The organism is Caballeronia sp., from assembly GCF_049581465.1.
In the GTDB taxonomy this organism is placed as follows: domain Bacteria; phylum Pseudomonadota; class Gammaproteobacteria; order Burkholderiales; family Burkholderiaceae; genus Caballeronia.
Genome location: NZ_JBAUSA010001385.1, coordinates 1 through 2,462 on the forward strand (window position 1 = coordinate 1; position 2,462 = coordinate 2,462).

Below are 2,462 nucleotides of genomic sequence, written 5' to 3' on the forward strand. Positions count from 1 at the left end.
CAGGAACTCGGACCCTGGCATTTCGCGGGGAACGTGTGGCGTACGTTGCAGGATGGGAAGACGCAGTCGCAGGATGGTTCGGCCTGGCAGTATCAACTGGTCGCGGATTATGACTTGTCAAAGCGTACCGACGTCTATCTTGAGGCGGATTATTCGCTCTACAAAGGGGGGCTTGTTGGCGCGCAGTTAATGGGCGTGAATGGCGTTAGCTATGCGCAGAAGGGCACCCAGGTTGGCGTGATGACGGGGCTGCGGCATAAGTTTTGAGGGGGAGGTTTTGGGGGGCTAGCGGAACCCCCCAATTCCCCAACCCCTTTCAAGAATGCTTCTCGATCAACTCGACCTTATACCCATCCGGATCTTCAACAAACGCGATCACCGTCGTCCCGCCTTTCACCGGGCCGGCCTCGCGCGATACCTTCCCACCCGCTTCGCGAATGAGATTGCACGCTGCGGCGGCATCGTCGACTTCCAGCGCAATGTGTCCATACGCCGAGCCCAGGTCGTATTTATCGACGCCCCAGTTGTACGTCAATTCCAGCACGCTGTTCTCGCTCTCATCGCCATAACCGACGAATGCCAAGGTGTACTTGTATTCCGTATTCTCGCTCTGGCGCAGCACTTTCATGCCAAGAATGCGGGTATAGAAATCGATGGAGCGCTGCAAGTCGCCGACTCGCAGCATGGTATGTAGAAGTCGCATGATGAGGTTCCTCTTTCGTGGCTATAGAAAACGATCCGTGCAAGCGCACGGCAGACGCGCCCAAAAATTGTACGCCCGAGTGCGCGGACTCACCGGGCATCGAATAAGCGGTGCGATGGACGTCAAAGCACCGGCAGCAACTCAGGCGGGTGATGCTTCAACGTGTGACGCGCTTCGCGAAAGTCCGGAAATATCGACTCGACTGTCTGCCAGAAGCGTGGGCTGTGATTCATCTCGCGAAGATGCGCAAGCTCATGCGCCACAACGTAATCGATAATCGGCACCGGAAAGTGGATGAGCCGCCAGTTGAGCCGAATCTTGCCATCGCTGGAACAACTGCCCCAGCGCGTCGCCGCGGACGACAACGCGTACGCACGGAACGTGACATCCAACTTTGCCGCGTAGACCGGCAGCCGTTCGCCGAACACGTGCAGGGCGCGCGCATGCAACCAGCGTTGCACGCGCTCGCGAATGTGCTGCGGCTGGGCATCGCCGGGAAGAGCGAGCCACAAGACGCTCTTGTCGGCATCGAAGAAGGGCACGGGATCGATCGAGCCCGGCACCGCGGTGAGCATGATGCTTATCGTCCGCCCGAGATACGGCAACTGCGCGCCATCTTTCCATTCGATGCGGGGAAGCGCGCGCTCTTGCGCGCGTGCCTGCCACTCGCCGAGCTTCTTGAAGATCCACGTTTCCTTCTCGACAATCGCGCTCTCGATATCCGCAATGGTCACCCAGCGCGGCGCGGTAATGGCGAGGCCGGTGCCGTCGATGGTGAAGCCAATGGTCCGTCGCGACGAACGCTTCAAGCGATACGTGAGCTTTCGCGCACCGAGCAATAGCTCGCGATGGCGCGCCCCATCGGGCGCACGCGGCGGCGAGGGCGCGATCGAAGGTTCGATGGGGGCAATGTCGCCGCGCAACGTGGCCGGCATGGCCGGTACAGCCGGCAAGCTCGATGCAGGCGTAGCAGACATAACAGGTGCAGGAGGCATGGGCGGTGACGACGGCTGCACGAAGGGCAGGTCGAGTTGCGGGTTGTCGAGCGCGGCAGCGGGGCGCTGTCGCGAGGGAGTCTTCGGCATCGGCTCAGCTTGGCGCACGCGGCGCAGGAATGTCGGGAGGAACGAAGTCAACGAAAAGGCCACGGTGCGCTCCGGCAGCTATTGAACGCTATGGGTCAATCGTCGCGCTCTGCGTAGCCGCGTATGGCACGGAGTACGCGGCCGGATCGATAAGGCGCATTTCCTCTTCGATCCAGCGCTCCACGCGCGCGTTGACTTCATCCGCTGTGAGGCCGGTTGTGTCAATCGGACGACCAATCGACATCGTGACTATACCCGCATATTTCAGAAACGATTTCCGCGGCCAGACGTGCCCCGCATTGTGCGCGACCGGCACGACAGGCGCCCCCGCCGCGACTGCGAACCGTGCGCCGCCGGACTTGTATTTGCCCTGCTTGCCCACGGGCGTGCGCGTGCCTTCCGGGAACATGATTACCCACGCGCCTTCCGCCATGCGTTCGCGTCCCTGGCGCGCCACCGATGCGAACGCGTCCTTGCCCTGGCGCCTGTCGATATGAACCATCTTGAGCATGCCCATGGTCCAGCCGAAGAACGGAACGAACAGCAGCTCGCGCTTGAATACGTAGCAGAGCGGCTTGGGCATCAACGCGGGAAAGGCCAGCGTTTCCCATGCCGATTGATGCTTCGACAGCAGCACGGCGGGCCCATCGGGGAGATTCTCGACGCCTTTGATC

The 2,462-nt window shown here is 61.2% G+C and carries 4 protein-coding genes; 1 reads left to right on the top strand and 3 read right to left on the bottom strand.

The annotated features are described in order from the left end of the window. Positions 1-267: porin (locus WCA53_RS33460; protein ID WP_423922198.1), on the top strand; the 267-nt coding region annotated here is incomplete at its 5' end. A 49-nt stretch (positions 268-316) separates the two neighbouring features. On the opposite strand, the gene gloA is transcribed toward WCA53_RS33460, so the two are convergent. The 3 genes from gloA to WCA53_RS33475 all read right to left on the bottom strand — a co-directional run. Next, complete coding sequence (gene gloA / locus WCA53_RS33465) at positions 317-703, bottom strand: lactoylglutathione lyase (RefSeq protein ID WP_423922202.1); 387 nt, start codon at positions 701-703, stop codon at positions 317-319. Positions 704-825: 122 nt separating this feature from the next. Continuing rightward, positions 826-1,788, bottom strand: a complete 963-nt coding sequence (locus tag WCA53_RS33470; RefSeq protein ID WP_423922208.1) for a M48 family metallopeptidase — start codon at positions 1,786-1,788, stop codon at positions 826-828. Between the two features lie 88 nt (positions 1,789-1,876). After that, a partial coding sequence (locus tag WCA53_RS33475) for a lysophospholipid acyltransferase family protein (protein WP_423922205.1) occupies positions 1,877-2,462 on the bottom strand: 586 nt, incomplete at its 5' end.